The organism is Nocardia yunnanensis, assembly GCF_003626895.1.
Lineage (GTDB): Bacteria > Actinomycetota > Actinomycetes > Mycobacteriales > Mycobacteriaceae > Nocardia > Nocardia yunnanensis.
On record NZ_CP032568.1, the window covers coordinates 5374711 to 5393015 of the forward strand.

An 18305-nucleotide genomic window follows, 5' to 3' on the forward strand; every position below is an offset into this window, starting at 1 on the left:
AGATGAAAGAGCAGAAGCCGCGCCCCAGGACTAGCACTAGGCCGGCGGTTCAGCCGTTGGGTTCGTTTCGGGGGATTCAGTTGATGGTCCTGAGGCACTGCGGTTTCGGGGAGCGAGGACTCGGACGGAACCCCCTCGTTCATTTATCCAACGTTCCAATTGCGAACCGCCCAACTCAAGTTCATCGTCGTCAGCAACGAGCTTAATCGGCCCGAATAGGGTTCCATGCAGACCTTCGAACACTGTGTCCTGGTCCACTGTCACCTTGAAGGTGTTCTCCTCCACTGTTGCGTTGGACAGGTTCGCTCCTCGGAAATCGACCTGGATCAGGGATGATCCCATCAGGGCGGCGCCTCGCAGTGAAGCGCCGACAGCGTCAACGCCGTAGAGGGAGGCCCCGACCAGATTTGCGCCATCGAGGATCGCATTTCGGAGAATCGCGTCGTCGAGGTTCACGCGGACGAGGGAGGTGTTTGTCAGATCTGCGCTGGTAAAATCGGCTCCCGCAGCGTCAGAGCGATACAGCTCAGCGTCGGTCAACTTGGCGTTGATGAATTTTGTTTCAGCGAACCAGGATTCGGAGAAATCGCCGCCGGACAGGTCTGAATCGCTGAGGTCGAGCCCACTGGCATCGAGCCCGCCTGACTTGTGCTCGAGTAGCCAGTCGCGCACACGCGCCGAGGCTTCCGCATCGTGCGGCAATCCGCGCGGAACCCAGCTCTTATGGGTACCAGATGACATCGTCGTCCCATCCGTGTGTTTGTATTATTTGCTGAATATCGTCGATCGCAGCCTGGTTGGCATTGCGTAGATCGATGATAACGGTTCGATTCTTCTCTTCGATCTGCTCACGCAGCTTCTCGACCCATCGACTGTTCTTGGCTGGGTCGTACGCGCCCTTGAAAGGCCTCGACTTATCGCGCGCGTTGTTGAACGGTGGCCAGTCCGAATGAACACCCTTGATGTCGTAGTACTTCTGAGCGCTTTTTGAATGGAACTCGCCGCGATCCGCCTGGTCCGGACGCTGTATGTCCTCAGGGAGTCGACCCTGTTCCCGTAGATCAAGGCCTACGCGAGCTTCGTCCTTCGAAGGCTCGGATATGCCTCCGTTTTTGTCCGGATCTCGTTGAAGGTGGTCGAACTCGTTGGGGTGCCTGCTCTCGACCTGGTCGAGGTGCTGCCAATGTTGTGCCTGTTGCTTCGGGGTGAGTTCGGGTCCCGGGCCTGTTCGAGCTGTGCCTTCCGCGTCAGGTCCGCCGTCACTGCCGTCGAGCATTTCCGGTCGGTAGCCGGGAAGGTGCTTGTCGAGGCCGAGTGCTTTTGCGGCTTCTGGGGATTCGGCGAGTGGAGCGTTGGCTTCGGGGCCGGGGCGGTTTTCGTGGGCGCGGAGGACGTCAGATGGGTGCGAGGCATCCTTGATCCCCGCTTCGATCTCCTTGCGGAGGGTGGCCAGCTGGTGTTCGGGGCTGTCGATTCGGGTGAGAACCGGTTCGAAACCTTCGCCGCGGTCGATGAACAGCATCGGGACGCGGTGGCCGTCGATGAGGACATCAATTGGTGTTTTGAAGCCGGGGTTCACCAGTGCCCGGTAGGCCTCGGGGTTGAAATCGGGGTGGTTCGCCAATTCGTCGACCATGTCTCGCAGGCGTGTGGTGTCGGACTCCAGCTTCTGGTGCTGCTCGGCCGCGTAGCGTGTGCGTTCGTCCGGGTTGGCGTCGGGGTGTGTTTCGTTGAAACGGTTCTTGATGTCGCTGTCGAGCGCTTGGAGTTGTTTCGCATGCAGCTCGTCCAGCTTGCCGTCGACGTGCCAGGGGATCATCTCGCGGTCGACTCCCGGGACGTCCTTCCCAGCCCACTCGAGCACCGGTTGCTCGTGAGGGCGGAATTGCACCAGCGGCTCCTTCTTGGGCCCGGGTGGAGCATCGAACTGGTGGTTGTCGATGATGGGCTCGAAGTTGCGGGTGCGCTGGAATTCGCTGTTCGGCTCCCAGTACACGTGTGGGCCGTGCTGGACGCCTGCATCGAGTTCGATCAGCGCATCCTCGTGAATCCTGAGTTCTTCGGCGGTGAGCCGGCTTCCGTCGCTGTGGCGGATGTCGAACAGATCGTGGTCACCGGCAATCGACCGATACTTGCCCTTGAAGAAGCCTTGGACGATTCCATCCTCGGTGACCCTGAATCGCGCACCGAGCTTCTTCATGTACTCGCTGTACGCCTCGAAGTCCTTGTTGCGCTTCGCTAGCCGGTCCTTCAGCTGTTCCATTCGTTCCGGAGAAACGGTGCCTTCCTCGGGTAGCTTCAGCATCCCTGGTTCGAAACGGCCGACCAGGCCCTTGGCCCATTCGGGCGCACCCAGATCGACGTCGTCCTGGTCGATGGTTTTGTCCTTGACTTCCATCGGTTTCGGCATTGCGCCATCGCGCAGATGCGGGACGGAATCGGGGTTGGTGGGACGGACTTCGATCAGCAGATCATGCTCGTCGCCGTAGTCCTGGAACTTCTGCTGGTTGACCTCGGGAATGCCGTGGTCGAGCTCGATTTCGGCTGCGGTGAGCGGGATCGGCTCCGGCCGTGCTTCGGGGTCGTGTACCGGATCGTGGGGTTCGTCGGCATCGACCCGGGCATGTTCGGTCTGATGTTCCTCCGAGGATCGAGGCTGCTCCTCGTTCTTTCGGTCCGGCTGGTCGTCGGGGTGCGGCTTTGGCTCGACGTCGCCCGACTGCTTCGGATCGGCCGAATGATCCTGGTGGAGGGGTTGTTCCGAGTGCTGCTCATCGGTCGTTGTCCGATCGGCTTCGATCGGGTGGGGCTCGGGTTTCTCCTCGACCGTTGGTCGCTCCGCAGGATGCTCGGCTGGCGCCGGTTGCGCGGACTCCGGCTCCTCTTTCGGCGCTGCGGGTTTCGCCTCAGACGAGTTGGAGGTGTTCGGGTCTTCCTCGGTCGGCTCGACCGGGGGCTTATCCTCCTCAGTCCGATCTGTCGGGGGAGTCGGGTCTTCGCTGGGTTCCTTCTTGCCGAGGATGTCCCAATTCTCGCGGGGGTCCTCTTCGTACTTCGGAAGTCGGTCCTCGGGCTGGTCGGTCGGCCTGTGGACCGTGGGCTCAGGGGTGGTGCCGTCGGGTTCGGTTGGGTGGAAGGTGCGCCATTCGCCCGTGTCGTGAACGACCGCGGGTGAATCGGGTACCGCGCGGACGCCGACCAGGTCGGAGGGGGCGCGGACCGGGACGCCGAGTTCGTCGGCGACGTGCTGGGCCCAGCCGATGTCGTTGCCGCTGTGGCAGGACAGGAGGCGGACCGGAGTGCCCTCGACGTAGTTTGGGTTGTTGCGGATGGCGTCGACGATCTGCTGCGGATCGATTTCGAAACCGCCCTCGGCGGTTGGCTTTCCGAAGCGGTCTCCATGAACGACGACGTCGTGTTCACCCTCGTTGCGAACATTGTCGTAGACGCGACGAACCTCGGGGGAATCGCCGACGGCGGTGCGGTCGGGGCCGTGAAGGACTGCTAGTTCCTGGGGCTGAGGGATCTCGGCGCCCGGCGCTGAACTGTGATCGCTCGGTTGGCCCTCGTGCCCGGTGTGATCCGACGGGGATTCGTGCATCGGGGCGTGCTCAGCCGACTCGTACAGGTACACGCGGGTGCGACCGAGCAGACCCGCGTTCGGATCGTGAACGACGCCGCGCACCTCGAAGGTGGTGTCTGGCTTGAACAGCACTTCCTTCTCACCCGGCCGCGCTGAGATAGCACTGATATCGCGGCCCGACTCCGAGTGGATGACGAACTCGACGTTGCTGGTGAAGATTCGGCGCGGATCCCGTGAGGAGCTGGTGAAGGAAGGTTCGGTGACCTTCGCGCCGGGAACGTACCTGGCGAGTTCTTCCGGGCTGAGATGCGTTCCACGCCAGACTGTGCCGTCGAAACTCGGCAACTTCTCCAGCCCCGAGCTGATATCGGCGGCGAGTCGCTGCTGGTCCGGATCCAGTTCGAGGTTGTTGCGCAATCGGTGGTTCAGGTCGCTGAAGACATTCGCGTCCGGATCGGTGTAGCGGTGTAGCGCCTCGTGCTCTTCCACGGTGAGGGATTCGGGCTCGGATTCCGGAATGTCGTTGTGCGGCAGTGCATCATGTTCGTCATGGTGCTGGGTTTCGTGCGTTCCGGCCGGCTCCTGGGTGTGTGGTTGCTCGGCCTGTGGTTGCTGGCCCGCGCTGTGGTCGACCGGCTCCGTACCGGGTGCGACGTGAGGTTCGACCTGATCTGTCGGTTTGGGCAGCAGGTGCTGGTGGTTTTGCTCGATGTACTTCGCGAGGCCGGCGTCGTGCTCATTGAGCAACCGCCATGGAGTCTTCCAGGATTCGGGGTCGCGAAAGCCCAGCTGGTCGAACAGGTCCCCGAATTTCGTGCGTAGCCCTGGCAATTCGGGTGCGCGCGCAGGATCGTTGTACGCCGCGACGAGATCGCGGATCTGCTGCTCGACCTGTTCGAAACGATCCTTCAGGTGCTCGGTCAGCGTCGTCGGCCGATCCGGATCGGCAACCGGTTGCCCGTGATCGCTCACGGGTTCCTGCGACTCTGTCTTCGGATGGGATTGCCCGTGGACAGGAGCTTCCTCGCCCGTGGGCAAGAGATACTGGGTGCTGTCCTCCATGTACTTGGCAAGCGCGGGATCGTGCTCGTGGAACGCTTTCCATACGGCGGAGCCGGTTTCGGGATCTCGTAGGCCGAGACTGTCGAACCGCTCGGCGAATTGCGCACGGAGCCCGGCGAGTTCGTCGGCTCGCGCGGGATCGCTATAGGCGTGAAAGATTTCCGTCGCCCGATCGCGCAGGTCGTTGAAACCATCGCGCTGTTCCGGCGTCAATTCGGTTGGAAGCGCTGTAATCGAGTGGTCCGGCCCGCCGAAGTTATGAACAGCGCTCGGTTCCGGCTTCGTAGGGCGGCCGATCACGTCGTCGGGGACGCGGGTGAACCCGTGCGTGGCAAGGGAGTGCGCGTTGGCGTTATCGAGGAGGTGCCAGTACAGCACTTTGGCGGGCTCCGTAGCGGCCTCACCGTTGAGTTCGACATCGGCGAAAGCCTCGGCCAGCGCTTCGTCCGGATCGAATCGTCCCTCATCGAAGCTGTACCCGCTGAGTTTGTCGACCCATTCTTTGAATTCCGCAGGGTCCATGCCGCCGCGAGTGGACTCGAAGTGATTCTTCAGCGCCGCCCAGGCGGTCTCGCTGGCGTGTTCCTGTCCCTCGAGGAATATCGCGTGGCCGAACTCGTGGACCATCGACGAGTAGATCGGGCGGTCGCTGGAACCTGGTCCGAAATGGCCTTCTGCCTCGTTCTCCGCGACTTTGCGCTGCATCTCCGCGGGATCCAGGGCGTAGCGCTCATTGAGAATCAGTTCTCCGGTTCGTACCGAACCGTCGGGCAACTCTTCTGATCTCGTTGCGGCATAGAAGTCTTCTGGGAGCGGTTCGATGACGACCTTGGATAGGTCGACGTCCGGGTAGCGGGACAGCATTTTGTCGACAGTGCGGGCATATTCGCGCGCCACCTCCGGGTGCAGGCCCTCACGATCGAAACCCTCCACCACCAGGCCCTTGTCCTCCCAACGGCGCTCCAACTCCTGGGCCACCTCCTGGGCGTCCAAGTGCGACCAGTCGTCCTCGAGATGGGACGACCAGTCGACTCCGACGGGATGACCTTGTGCCGGAGGGTTTTCGGCGGACTCGGCCTCGATGGGATGGTCTCCTGAGGGTTCTGGCGAGGGCGAGTTGGATGCTCGTGGATGCAGTTCCTCAGGATGAGGTTTGTCGGCACTGGGTGAGGCGGTGCTGGGGGACTCGCCGGTTCGAGGACGAGGAGCGTGATCGGCGTCCCTCGTGGGACTTCCGTGGCCGTCTGTGGAACCACCGTGGCCACGGGCACTCTCGATGAGGTGGGAATGCAGGACTTGGGCGGGTTCGCTGGCCGCGTCACCGTGGTACTCGACCTCTAGGAAAGCTTCGGCGAGGGCCTCGCCCGGCTCGAAGGTGCCGTCTTCCTCGAAGCTGTAGCCACTGAGTTGTTCCAGCCAATCCTTGAACGCGCCTGGGAAGTCCGCCGGGTCCATGTCGCCGCGCGTCGCCTGGAAGTGGTCGATCAGTGCGTCCTCGGCGGTCTGGAAAGCGTGCTCTTGACCTTCGTAGTCCAGGACATGTCCGAACTCGTGGACCAATGTCGAATGGATGGGGCGTTCGGCCGATCCTGGCACCAGGTGGCCGTGAGCCACGTCGTCCGTGATGTCCTCGACCAATCGATCGACATTGAGTGCGTAGTCCAGGTCGAGGGCCACCTTCTCGGTGTACATGCGGCCGGAAGCATCGATATTGGATGTCGCCTCGGCGTAGATCCCTGGCTCATCCCCAGTGGCCCCGGGCTCACTGAGTCGTTCGATCGAAACGCTGCGCAGATCCACATCCGGGTAGCGGGTGAGCATCTCATCGATGGTGCGGGCGAATTCGCGCGCTACCTCAGGGTCGAGATGTTCGGTATCGAATCCCAACACCTCGAGACCCCAACGATCGGCCAGTTCGTCCGCGACCTGCCGGCTGTCCATGCCGGACCATTGGTCGTCGGGTTGAGGTGACCAATCGACTTTGTCCGGAGCAGTTTTCGCGGGATCCGTAGAAGTGGGATTCGGATCCTGCTCGGCGGGGGGCTTCGACGTGTCGTCCGCGCGCGATCTCGCCTCGTCCGAGCTTCGAGTCCGCGCATCCTCCGGGATTCGGGCCCGCTGATCCTGCGGCGTTCGTTGGTTCGCGAGATCGGCGGTGTGTTGCTCAGGAAGGGCGCCCCTCGGCCTGGCGGGCGACGCGGGCTCACCCGTCATCGGTGTCAGGACGGCGACAGGGGCGATCTCATTGTGCGCGGGTGTGCTCGAGTCCGGATGTGCTTCGGGCACAGCGCCATTGCCATCGGCTCGCCTGTCGACTGGGTGCTGGCTCTCGCGTTGAACCTCGTTCGGCAGTTGCTGTTTCGGTTCCTGCGGGTGGTCTGCCTCCTTCGGCGCCTCGTCGGGTTGACGCGACGGCGGAGTCGAGTCCTCCGGCCGGGTCCTATCGGACGTGGGATCGACCCGAGATTTGTCGGAGCCCGATGACTTGCCCGTCGGGTCCGTTCGATCATCCAGCTTTCCGGTCGGCGTCTGCTCCGGCCGCGATGCGGGATCGGCGGGGGCGGCGCGGTTTTGGGCATCGGAGGTGACCTCCACCGGCTTGGCCTCGATAGTGCGGCCGACCGGCGCGGCTCTGTCTTGGCTGCCCGAAACCACATTGCCGCGATTTTCGGCTGGGAGATTGGTTGCGCGAGCCGGACTCTCACCTGCCGGCTGTGCAGGAGTACTGCTCCGCTGCGCAGCGGGGTCGGCGGCTTTGGCAATGTTCTCGGTGGGCTTGGGACCGGCCTCGGTGGGACGAACTGTGCTGTCCGCCCCGGTGGGTGTGTTGGCTTTGAGGTCGCTGCGAGGGGTATCCGCGGCAGGTGCGGCGGCCCGTCCACCGGTGGAATTGTCGACCCCCTCATGACTCAGGACTTGATCGGTCTGCGCGGTGGGGTGGACCTCCTGCTGCACACCATGATTCGGCTGTACGTCCGCGACGTTGACCTCGGGCGTGGGCGAGCGCACCGCGGCACTGCCGTCGGGAACCTCCTTGGTCGTGGCCGGGCCCTCGCTCGGACTGCCGTGTCCGTTCTCCAGTCCGTGGTTGGCGCCTCCGCCGGCACCCATGGCCAGGCCGCCGATCAGCATCTGGGTGTGGAACGTCTTGTCGACCTTGTTCCAGTCACCTTTGTTGTCGTACAGCTGGGTCGCGAGCCCTGCTCCGTACATACCGACGGCACCGATGCCGCCACCGACGCCGCCGGCGATGGTCCCGCCCAGCCGCGACGGAAGCCGGGTGTCCTTGAGCATGTCACCGAGCTTTGCGTGGAAGGGCGCACCGACGGCGCCGCCCACACCCCACTGGATGCTGGTCTGGAAGGTCTGCTTCAGGTCGAAGCCGTCATCCCGGTGGCCTTCCATGATCTGGATGGCCTGCGTACCGGCATCGAGGCCGGCTCCCATCACGCCCGCGCCGAGACCTGAGACGACTGATTTCACACCGTATTTCAGACCGGCGTTCAGGAGAGGTTTCTCGGCAAGTCGTTCGGCCAGCGGTGCTGCAAGCTTCTCCAGCGGCACGGTGATTTGTCGAACGAGCGGCTTCGCGAGGGTCTGCATCGCGGCGCGTGCTCGGAGCAGGCCGATCCGTTCCATGGCAGCTTCGCTGAAGAGTTCCAGCGACTCTCGGGCCGTTGCCATGACGCCCGGTACCAGCGCTTCGCCAAGCAGGGTGACGCTCAGCTGGAGAATGGTATAGAGAGTGAGGAGCGCGAAGATCTCTGACTGGATCTTGGTGTACTCGATCTCCGTTGCGGTGGCGCGAGTGTCGTGGCCGAGCTGGTTGAGACTTTCGACCAGCTTCTGGATGGAAGTGTCCTTGCCATCGAAGAGCGTCGCGAGCTCCTGCGAGACCTGGGTCGCGCCATCGCTGTTGTAGTACTGCGGCAGTCTTCCGGTGACGGACTTTATGTCCGGCTCCAGATTTTCGAGATCGGAGGCAGCCTTCTTCCAAGCGTCGCCCAGATCGAACAGTGCGTCTTGATCGCCCTTGGGATACGCCGACATGAAGTTGAGGCCCGTCATCAGCCAGCCGGGCAGGTGGTCCCCGGCCCAAGTCCATCCGGACATGGATTATCCGAGGGCTAGGGGATCAGCCGTGCCGGGCGTTTGCGGATTCGGACACTCGAACTGCTCGACCGGGCTCATTCGGCCTCCCCCTCCTGCAGCTGTCCACAAAGGTCCGGCCTCCCAACCGGATTCGAGCAACGTCCACGCCACCCTACCCAGACCATCTCTACCGGTCCAATTTTCGGCCGGGACGATCGGGTGCTAGCGGAACCGAAAATAGGATGGCAACTCTTTGAGCCAGAGCATCATGCCTTGCCTCGCGGGTTCTTCCGCGCGGTCGAGGCAAATCATCGCATCGTCGAGTGCTGGTCGATCATTCACCCAGCATCGATCACCAATCGGGGGCCGCGATATTGGATCGGCCTCTGACCGAAGGGTCGTGCTCGAACTGCTCGACATTCTCGAAGCGTGGCGCCGTATCGGTGTCCGGGTCACAGCGTTCCGGCGCGTCCGGCGGTGCCATCGAAACCTCAGGGGGAGTGGGCATCATGGCGTTGATATCTGGCATGAGGGGAAAGACCTCCGACAGCGCCGGGATCTTCGCCTGCTCACTCTGGAGGGCGGCGAGGATCTCCTGCGACTTCTGCTGCACCTGGGTGGCGGCTTCTTGAGTGGCCTCGGTGACGGCAGCGGCGATCTCGGAATACGAGAGATCGTCGATGTCATCGGAGAACTCGGTCTTGATCACCACGCCGTCGGCGTTGACGGTGATCGTGACACGCCTCCCACCGGCTTGCGCGGTCGCCGTCAGCCGGGCGCGGTCCTGTTGTGCACGCGCGACGGATACAAAGCTGCCCTGCACCAATTCGACCAGATCTGCCAATTGAGCCTTGGCGGCCTCGTTCGTCATCTGTGCTTCTCTGCCTCTCGCAGGGTGCGGGCTCGGCTGCTACGTCCCCCGTGCCGCGGGATCAGAAGCCGTCTTTGTTGGTTTCCTCGGTATTGTCGAACTTGGTCGCGGCGTCACGCAGGCCCTTCGAGTACTGCTCCAGCATCGTCGCCTTCGACTGAATCGCCTTCTGCAGATCAGGGTTGCGCGCGTTGTATCCGCTCTGCCCGTCCGCGAACTTGTCACCGTACTCGTCGTGGCCCCAGCAGCCGTCGTGAGCTTCCGCGGCCGCCTTCACTGTGTCGAGGATGCCGGTGATCTTGGCGGACATACTGTCGAGTCCATCTGCCACAGAACGCATCCCGGCGACTTCGACCTCTACCTTTTTCCCCATGTCATCCCCCGTAGTGAGCATTCGGGCAAAACTGAGCCCGATCTTATACACGGTGGTCGCGGTACGCCATCGAGAGGCATCTCAGGAGGACCTTGGCAACCCCTACTCGGCGATGCCTGCCAAGATCAGCTGGTAGTAGGAGCTGTCGACATCGAAGTTGTCTCCGGACAGGGTCCGGGACAACAGTGCTCGTGTCACCCTGCCGGTTTCCGCCGCGGCTATCAGGGCCGTGAGCCAGGATGAGGCCTTGTCGTCGACAATCTGCGTGAGTACGTCGAAGACGGAGTCGCTGCTCCATACACCGGGAAGTGCGTCCCGTAGGCCGCTCACCGGCGGGGATTCACCTCGGTACCAGGTGTTTCCATCCCACCAGTAGCAAAACGACAGCAGACCGTTGCTGGTTCTGGGGCTCAAGACCGGATCGGCCACCCATTCCGGAGCGCCACGAAAGAACTGCGGCATCGGTGCGCCACCGTTGTAGACGGCGTCCAGCGATGGTGCGTTCCAGACTCCGCCAGAGAGTACGGCTCGTCCATGCGGCAGGCGATGCACGGTGGAGCCGCTTCGGGTAGACCCTTCGAACCAGCCCAGTGCGCTCGTAATTCGCGGCCCTCGTGGGGATTTGGCGGCGACGAACGCGGCGGAGATCACGGCCCAACGCGCCCAGAGGACTGGAAAGGGCGGTAGTCCTTCCTCCGCTGGAACCTCGATCGCACCAGTCGTGCCGCCGGCTTGGGCATCCGCGAATGCCTGGCGAGGTGTCCGTATCTGCCGATCTTCGTGCCCGATGTAGGCGGCCAACCAGATCGGTAGTTTGCGACGTGGGTATACCTGCAAGTCCGCTACGTACGCCGCGGCTGGAAAGAGCTGGTGATCCGGGAAAGGCTCGACACCGTAGTCATATTCGATCTCCGCCCCACCGGACCGTGTGACAGTGGCCAGAAAGCGCCACCACGGACCCTCGGCCGACTCCGCGCCTTGATGCCGAAGTTTCCGCAACAACTCCACGACACGGGCCGTGAGCGATACCGGCACAGCTCTCTGCCCATCCGACGCGACGACCTGCGCGGCTTCGTCACTGACTGTCATGGCGATCGCCGCATCCAGCCGGTCCCAGCCCGCCGGAATCAGAGTGAGGAGCTCACCGACAACCTGCTCGGCCAAGCGACCCGGGGCGTTTCCTGGCGCGGCCGTCGTGGCCGATGCTCCCATCCGGAACCCCACGTCCGGCGATTCCGCAGTCGAATTGTCCTGACTCACAATGTCCTCGATATCCACCCCATCGAACTCCCAGTCCGCCCGAATCTAGCGGAATCCCCGCCGCAGAGTTCCTGGCCCCCCGAGGTGGCCTCCTCAGCGGTTGCGGGCGAACTCACCTCATCGGAGTGGGCTGGGGGTTGAGGGTTCTGGCCCGAGGAGTCCGATGCCGAGTGCGCCAGCGATCGCGGACAGTGCGCTGGCGGCCATGAGCAACCAAGCGCTGAGACCGAGATTGCCGATGTCACCGTTGTTGAGGAACTCGTGCGAAGAGGTCTCTAGGACAGCGGTGAGCGCAACACTCCGGATGCAGTCGACGGGTAGTTGAAATGCCATGCCGACATCGAATACGTGCCAGACAGTCCAGGCTCTGTCGGATCGTGCCACTGGTCAGGTATCGAGCCGACAACAGCCATGGTGGACGCGATCAGCAGAAGTCCGCCCACGGCGACGGCACCGGACCGACTTCGCATCGGACCGAGCGGGCTCCCTGTACCGGTCACGCCGAATACCGTTGCCGTAGAAGCGATCATGGCTGCCACGATCAACAGCCAGTAGCCCAGATGACGGACGATGAGCTCATTGGATGACTTCATGTACGACTCGGCCGCGAATAACGTCGTCACCGTTGTTCCGACGATCAGGCCGGACGCGGCGCTCGCAAACCGCGCGACCGCCGTGCTCGTAGCAGGGCGCGCGACGACAAGTAGGCCTGCCACGAGTGCAATCACACCCGAGAGCACCAGTGCTACGCCGACGAGTTGCTCGTAGGTTTTCGCATGCTGCGCGCTATCCGAATGGATCTGCCATGGAGTCCAGTGACGTGCCGGATACGACATGCGAGTACTGGCGATTTCAGTGTAGGCCGCCGCGAGGGTGACTATTGCACCGAGGACCAGCAGGCCGCCCCACACGTGGCGAGAGACGTTGCCGGCGCGGCGAAGTTCGCGAGTCTGCGTTGTAGGACTCGCGGTAGCCGAGGCGGCTGTCGGTTGGCCGGAGTTCGAGGATGAGCAGCCGGGTAGGGTCGCCACCGTAATTGCTCCGAGGGCAGTACAAGCTAGATACTTCACTGGTTGAGATCTCTTCTCCCGGGAGAGCGTTCGAGCCGGACGGTTACCTAGTTCCGGACGCTCGATCGGGGTGTAGACGAGGTCGATCAAGCACCGGGCCACTGGGCTGCCGGATGCATCTGAGGCTGCGCAGGCATTGCCGGTATCTGGGTGCTCTTCTCGCCCCCACCCGCGAGTGCACCGCCAGTCAATACCAAACCGCCGACGAACAAAGCGGCGCCGATCATCACGACGTCGGTGATGAGTTCGCCCGAGCGCTCGAAGGCCGGCAAGGTGTCCTCACCACGGGTCCAGTTGTGCCCGTCCCACGTACCCCATGTGCAATCCTGCAAGGCGGGGTTGTGCTGGTTCGCCTGACAGGTCAAGCCTAAAATCGTTCGTGCGGAGTCGTCGCGCAGATCGTGCTGGGCCATGTAGCCGAGACACATCATCACAGCCCCGGCTATGGCGACCAGCAGACCGAATATCCCTGCGGTAACCCTCATTCCGTCCCCTCCCTGCAACCACTACTCACGCATGCTCGAAACTCGGCCGTCAACGCGCTCCTGAGCCGGACACGTCGGCGCCGACATCGTAACGGCGGCCGCTGGGCAGCGCCGCCTGTGGAGGCTCCTCGCCGCCCCGAGGCCGGAATGAACGCGCCGTTCGCATGATCACCACCGGCTGACCGGAGTTCCCCACCAGTGGTACCGTCGGGCCGTGTCGTCACCGGGGGCCGGGCAGCGCAACGCGGTGGGGATGTAGAGGTAAGACGTTGGATTGCAAAGTGGTTGGACGGGGAGGAAGAACGTTTCATGGCAGATGACAACGCCTTCACCAATCTCAGAAACGACGGCGCGAAGGGTGTGTACTTCGACTCTGGGGCGGCCCAGACGATGGCGCAGCAAGCCGCGGACATGTTGACTGTCGTGAACGCGGCGCTCGCTCTGGTGCAACAGGAAAAGGATCTGCCACCGTTCAACCAGCGGACATCCGGGAAGATGCTCGCGGACAAATTCAACGCGGCCATGAAGCGGTTGGGTGGCACGGTTGCGACCGACCACCAAGAAGTCCTCACCAGTATGGGGGAGGCATTCGTGGCGGCGAACAAAGAGTACGCGGACGCCGATCAGACTTCGGCCGTCAACTTCGACCACAATGTGGGTGCCAGATTCAGCGGCATGCATGCGTCCACAGGGCAGCCGGGTTTGGCGACCTCCTCACTAGCCGCGCTGACGCAGCATGTCGATTCGGTCAGTCTGCCCGGGTGGGGCCAATCCCGTCGAGGGAACGTGTACGGGTGGTCCGGAACGTCGAAGGACGACTACTCCGACAAGCTCAACGCTGCTGATGGTCATGTAGGCACGAGTGAGGCGACCAATCTAAGCTCCCTTGCTCACGGAGCCGGAATTTCGTTGGACGGCAAGGCGATTACTCCCGAACCGGGCAGTCAGTATGGTTGGGACGACTTCCACAATCACTGGCAGTATATTCACGATTCCACAATTCTCGGCGACCTCGCGAAGAGCGCCCAGGATTGGAAGACCGCCGCTGCGTACATCAAAAGCCAAGCCGAGACTTTCACAACGACCAAGGATCAGTACCTGACGGGTTATCAGGGCGACACCTCGGTTGGTGACAAGGTTTGGGCTTCCGATGCTGCCAAGCAAGCTCGAGACGGTATTGGTCGCTATCTCGCCAATGTGAAGACGCTCACCGATTCCATGGAGTTGATGAGCGCAAATCTCGCAGTTGCCGAGGGATGGCTGAAGAAGCTTCAAAACTTTCTTCCGTACCAGAAGCTTGCCGACACCACCGAAATCATCACCGGCGGTGAGTCGGCCGTAGTCATGCCAATTTCTCAAGCTTCCGTCGACGAGGCGATGGCGGAGATGCGGCAGGCATGGGATGAGTGGTACGGCAACGGTGTCAAAGACTCCAGCGGCGCCGTACCCATCATTCCCGATCCCAAGGCGGCGGTTGTAGTGACGCCGCCGCAGCAGCAACAACAAGATCAGCAGCAACAGCAGCCCAGCGGGGGTCCGAACGGCAGTCCGGCTGGAAGTCCAACGGGTACTCCGCAGACTCAAACGCCGAACTTGGACGCCAATCCCACGCAGCCAACCGATCCGAACAACCCGACTACCGACAAGAACCCGACGAATACGGACACGACCCAGCAGACGCTTCAGACCCTGATCACGCAGGCTGGCACCGTTCTGCAATCGGGTATTACAGCCCTCGAGCAGGGTGTCGAGAAGGTCGCGTCAGCAGTTGAGCAAGGCTTGCAGACCACGCAGACGACAGCCAAGACCACCGAGCCCACGGATCTGCAGAACCAGCTGACCCAGCAGTTGCAGGACATGGGTTTGACGCCTAACGCCAACACCCCTGGCGGAACGCCAAGTGGTGGTAGCCCTTCGACCCCCACGGGTCTGGGTTCGCCGCAGACACCGAAGACTCAACTGTCGCCTCGGTCGTCCACACCGGAGGCCACGACCGAGACGGAATCGGAAACGACTACGACTTCGCGTGCCGGGCTGGCGAGTTCGTCCTCGTCGTCTTCCTCGACCGGATCGACCGGAGGCATGGGCGGGTCTCCGATGGCGGCCGGTTCGCAGCAGGGACAGGGTAAGGAGCACAAGCGGCCGCAGTTCCTCACAAATCTCGAGAATTTCGAGGAAGTACTGGGTGAGGTTCCCGCCGCCGTCACACCGGTGGCCGAGAAATGACTCGGACTTGGCGATTTACCGAAGCGGAGTTCTACGCCCTGTGGATGGATCGGACCGGGCAAGCTCCGCCGAAACCTTTCCTGTTCACTTCCCCGACACTGACCGCGGACGATTTCGAGGCCGAACAAAGGGAGGCGCGGGAGGGCTTGAGCGACAAGGCCGTCGGGGACTTCCACCTTGTTTTCGATGCCATGGCGAACCCGGATTTGTTCGTGACCGCGTATGGATGGGATGAACAGGATCCCTTCGGTACTGATTCGATGATCCGAGCGCGTGGCACACGCAAGGGGCCGAAAGGCTATCTGATCAGGCAATTGTCCGGAACGAGCTACTTCAGCCGTGGCGGATACACGATTACCGAATGTGATCCGATCCAGCTGGCGGACGAAATCGTGCGAGCTATGCCTTCTGTTGCGCGCGGTGGCCTCGGCGACATCGTAATGGCTTCTCACGAACAAGATATGGATCACGACTTCGGACGTTCGACTATCGCTGCTGCTCCGGACACCGCGGTGTCGCGATCGCGGGAATTTCTGGCCAGGCAAGTCGCGACCGCTGGGGAGATCCAGATCGTTCAAGGCCGATCGGTTTTCGGCCCCCGCGGCATCACCCGTCATACGGTGCGATTCCGGGATTTGCAAGGTGATGGCCGCTATGTCGTGACCGAGAATCCCGAGCGGGCGCTAGCTGTGGACGAGGCAAGGTTCATCTCGGTCCTCAACAACTATGTCGCCGCCGTCGTTCAGACGATCCGAGACGAACGCGGATGAGCGGCACCTCGGCACAAATCGAGTGGCTTCGACGACTGTCGTATGGTACTCATACGCATAGCTAACTGGGAGGGAGTTCGGCATGACTGAGTCGGGGGCGGCCAGTTTTGGCTCTGGTGAGGGGGATTGGGCCTCGCTGGTTGTTGCGAACACGTCTGGGTCGATTCGGGTTCGGGCTACGAACCAGGGGTTGCCGTTGGCGGTCAAGGTGGAAACGGCTGAGTTGCATCGGGATCCGTCTCAGCTTGCCAATGAGGTGTTGCGCCTGTGCCAGAAGGCGGCCAACCGTGCTGGCCTCGCGTTGCGGAAGCAGCTGGAAGGGGATGGGCTTGATGCGGAGAGTATCGCTCGCGCCAAGCTGCCCACCGAGGCTGATGTTGCTCGACAGGAAATCGTCGAGGAGCAGGACTACGATACTGAGCCGCAGAGTTGGCTCAGGTCGGTGTGAGAGGGGGAGCCTTGGTTTCGTCGATGGATGAGCTGCAGGAGCAGGTTCGGCGGCAGCTGTATCGGTTTCAGGATCTGGCCGAGCAGATGGCCGCGGTTCGGGGGCGGGAGACGTCCGAGGACGGGGCTGTGACAGCGGAGGTCGACGGGAACGGGGCGCTCGAGGATTTGCAGTTCAGCAGCGCTGTGTCGCGGATGACGCCGGCGGAGTTCGAGAAGGTCGTGGTGGCGACCGCGGCGCAGGCGGCGCGGCGGGCGTTCGAGCGGCGGGCCGAGATCGTCAACCGGTTCAATGACGAGATGGCCGAACAGGCCTGATTGTTTACAGAACTTTGCGCCAGAGTTTGCACCTCGCGGTCTGGCCCAAGGGAATTCGTACTTGTAGTCTGGGCAAGATCATAGGTAGTGGGAGGGACACTCATGACCGATCACGTTGCGGCGGATTTTCCGCCGATCCTGGCGTACGGAACTCAGAAGGCGGGGATCGCGGCGCAGGTCGCGGGGTCGGCCGCGGCCGATGTGGCGACCGCGCTCGCGCAGGCGGTGCCCACGTTCGGGCTGATCGGGCAGGAGTTCCTCGCTGCCTTCGCGGTCGCGCAGGGCAACTTCCTGATGTCGTCGGCGGAAATCGCTGCGGTGCACGCGAAGACGGCGACCGCGGCGTATGCGGCCGTCGGCGCCTACAGCACCAATGAGATCACTTCTGCGGCGAGCTTCCTGTCGACGCTGTGACCACTCCGTCCAATCCGACGGTGCTGGACGAGCTGCGTAGCAGTCCCATCGGTCCTTACCTCGATACGCCGGTCACGGATGTACTGAGCAACCTGGGACTGCCGCAGTTGCCGCAGCTTCCGTCCATCACGCTGCCGGATCTGTCGGGGCTGCAGCTGCCCACGCTGCCGACCATCGATCTGACATCGTTGATCTCGCCGGTCACCAGCCTGCTGCAGTCGTTCGGAAGCGGGATCAGCAGCAGCGGCTTGAATCCGGCGACGATTCTGACATCGCTGGTGAGCGCGCTGACATCGGCTGTGTCGCAAAGCAAGTCCGCGACCAGCACGGTGATGAACAGCTGGACCGGTGACGCGGCGACGGCCGCGCAGGACACCAGCAACGTCGTCGAGGGGCAGAGCCTCCAGGTGGCCGCGCAGGGGACCCAGCAGCACGGGATCCTGCTGGGCGCGCAGGCCATCGTGGCCGAGGGCTACGCCGAAATGAGTGCTCTCATCGCGCAATTCATCGCGCAGGTGAGTGCGGCGACCGCGCTGCTGGTGACGCCGGCGGGTATCCCGTGGCTGATCGAGACCGCGACCACGACGATCAGCTCGGGTATGGCGATCGCGGCCAAGACCAGCGCTCAGCTGGCGGGCAGCACCGCCGAGATCGTCGCGGCCGGAGAGAAGATCCTGATCGCGGGCGCGCCGATCGCGTCCAACATCGAATCGCTGGTGAGCATGGTGGGCACCGCGCTGCAGCCGGTGACGAGCGCACTGCCCACGGCCGCAGCCGATTTGGCGCAGAAGGGCGCGTCGGTCGTATCGACCGGCGTCAGCGATATCAGCTCGGCGCTGAGCAGCAGCAACAACAGCAATTCGAACACCAACACCGACACCAAGACGAACAACAAGACCAACCAGCCGACGGTCACCGACACCAAGACCGACGAGAAGAAGACCGACAGCCCGGACACCACCAAGACCGACGGTGGCGGTGGCACCCCGATGAGCACCGTGTTCGGTGGCGTGCCCACCAGCACGACACCGGCTACGACGTTGGGTACCAGCCGGATTCCCACCGGCGAGGTCAGCAGCACCGGCAGCGGCATCCCGAAGACCACCACCGAGGTCAACGGCCGCAGCACCGCCACCACCTCGCCCAGCATGGGCGCCGCGGGCGCGGCGGGCCGTGCCGGAGCCGCCGACGAGGAGTCGACCTCGGATCGCTCGGGTCTGGTCACCGCTGCGCACGGCGACGAGGTGATCGGCGCCATCGAGGGCGTAGTCCAGCCGGTGGTCGGCGCGATCGAAGCCATCGAAGAGCCGCCGGACAAGGCGCTCACGCTCTGA

The 18305-nt window shown here is 62.9% G+C and carries 13 protein-coding genes; 6 read left to right on the forward strand and 7 right to left on the reverse strand.

Going from position 1 to position 18305, the window contains the following annotated elements; genetic code table 11:
- Positions 1–36 precede the first annotated feature (36 nt).
- From D7D52_RS25305 to D7D52_RS25335, 7 genes are all read right to left on the reverse strand, one after another.
- Positions 37–741: a pentapeptide repeat-containing protein gene (locus D7D52_RS25305; RefSeq protein ID WP_120740234.1), complete on the reverse strand. Its 705-nt coding sequence runs from the start codon at positions 739–741 to the stop codon at positions 37–39.
- Positions 722–8758 carry a WXG100-like domain-containing protein gene (locus tag D7D52_RS25310; protein ID WP_120740236.1) on the reverse strand — a complete coding sequence of 2679 codons (8037 nt, stop codon included), beginning with the start codon at positions 8756–8758 and terminating at the stop codon, positions 722–724. The genes D7D52_RS25305 and D7D52_RS25310 overlap by 20 nt, the downstream gene beginning before the upstream one ends.
- A 331-nt stretch (positions 8759–9089) precedes the next feature.
- Positions 9090–9608 carry a YbaB/EbfC family nucleoid-associated protein gene (locus D7D52_RS25315; protein ID WP_120740238.1) on the reverse strand — a complete coding sequence of 173 codons (519 nt, stop codon included), beginning with the start codon at positions 9606–9608 and terminating at the stop codon, positions 9090–9092.
- 61 nt (positions 9609–9669) lie between these two features.
- Positions 9670–9918, reverse strand: a complete 249-nt coding sequence (locus D7D52_RS25320) for a hypothetical protein (RefSeq protein WP_425464566.1) — start codon at positions 9916–9918, stop codon at positions 9670–9672.
- Positions 9919–10083: 165 nt separating this feature from the next.
- Positions 10084–11259 (reverse strand): hypothetical protein, encoded by a 1176-nt coding sequence (locus D7D52_RS25325; RefSeq protein WP_120740242.1) that lies wholly within the window; start codon positions 11257–11259, stop codon positions 10084–10086.
- A 257-nt stretch (positions 11260–11516) separates the two neighbouring features.
- A complete protein-coding gene (locus tag D7D52_RS25330) occupies positions 11517–12152 on the reverse strand; it encodes a hypothetical protein (protein WP_120740244.1) in 636 nt (211 codons plus the stop codon).
- Positions 12153–12397: 245 nt separating this feature from the next.
- Positions 12398–12796: a hypothetical protein gene (locus D7D52_RS25335; RefSeq protein WP_120740246.1), complete on the reverse strand. Its 399-nt coding sequence runs from the start codon at positions 12794–12796 to the stop codon at positions 12398–12400.
- Between the two features lie 309 nt (positions 12797–13105).
- Here D7D52_RS25335 and D7D52_RS25340 point away from each other — a divergent pair, with 309 nt between their 5' ends.
- From D7D52_RS25340 to D7D52_RS25365, 6 genes are all read left to right on the forward strand, one after another.
- Positions 13106–15022, forward strand: a complete 1917-nt coding sequence (locus tag D7D52_RS25340) for a hypothetical protein (protein ID WP_162958525.1) — start codon at positions 13106–13108, stop codon at positions 15020–15022.
- Positions 15019–15792: an ESX secretion-associated protein EspG gene (locus D7D52_RS25345; protein WP_120740250.1), complete on the forward strand. Its 774-nt coding sequence runs from the start codon at positions 15019–15021 to the stop codon at positions 15790–15792. Before D7D52_RS25340 ends, D7D52_RS25345 begins: the two co-directional genes overlap by 4 nt.
- Positions 15793–15874: 82 nt before the next feature.
- Positions 15875–16240 carry a hypothetical protein gene (locus D7D52_RS25350; RefSeq protein WP_246023284.1) on the forward strand — a complete coding sequence of 122 codons (366 nt, stop codon included), beginning with the start codon at positions 15875–15877 and terminating at the stop codon, positions 16238–16240.
- 23 nt (positions 16241–16263) lie between these two features.
- Positions 16264–16557 carry a YbaB/EbfC family nucleoid-associated protein gene (locus D7D52_RS25355; RefSeq protein WP_246023285.1) on the forward strand — a complete coding sequence of 98 codons (294 nt, stop codon included), beginning with the start codon at positions 16264–16266 and terminating at the stop codon, positions 16555–16557.
- Positions 16558–16659: 102 nt separating this feature from the next.
- On the forward strand, positions 16660–16971 hold the full coding sequence (locus D7D52_RS25360; RefSeq protein ID WP_246023286.1) for a hypothetical protein: 312 nt from the start codon (positions 16660–16662) through the stop codon (positions 16969–16971).
- On the forward strand, positions 16968–18305 hold the full coding sequence (locus D7D52_RS25365) for a hypothetical protein (RefSeq protein ID WP_120740254.1): 1338 nt from the start codon (positions 16968–16970) through the stop codon (positions 18303–18305). Before D7D52_RS25360 ends, D7D52_RS25365 begins: the two co-directional genes overlap by 4 nt.